General features: G+C 43.7%; 1 protein-coding gene. It reads left to right on the top strand.

Features of this window, described 5'->3' with window-relative positions:
* Nucleotides 1–71 precede the first annotated feature (71 nt).
* Nucleotides 72–341: transposase (locus JDF658_RS12480; protein WP_143312006.1), on the top strand; the 270-nt coding region annotated here is incomplete at its 3' end.

The following is a 341-nucleotide window of genomic DNA, read 5'->3' as shown; positions in this document are numbered from 1 at the left end:
TGACCGGCCATGATGCCTGGGTCCCAGCAGCAATTTTCATTATACTTTCTTTATGAAAGCGAGGTGATACTGTGAGAAACCTTTTTGTCGGCATTGATGTCAGTATGAAAGATTTTAAGGTTCAATTTATGGACCACCTGGGAGAAACAATCACTAAACGCCAGCGTTTCTCAAATGATAATCCGGGCATGGAATCTCTGGTTCAACTTATCCTCGAAATTTGCCAGGCTAATGATATAGGCTGTGTTATGGTCGGGTTGGAAGCAACTTCAGTGTATAGCTGGCATCTGCAAATGGGGTTAACCTCTGACACCCGGCTAACTCCTTATAACTGTCAGGTA

This window comes from Carboxydocella sp. JDF658, from assembly GCF_002049395.1.
Lineage (GTDB): Bacteria > Bacillota.
This window is presented reverse-complemented; position numbering and strand designations above follow the sequence as displayed.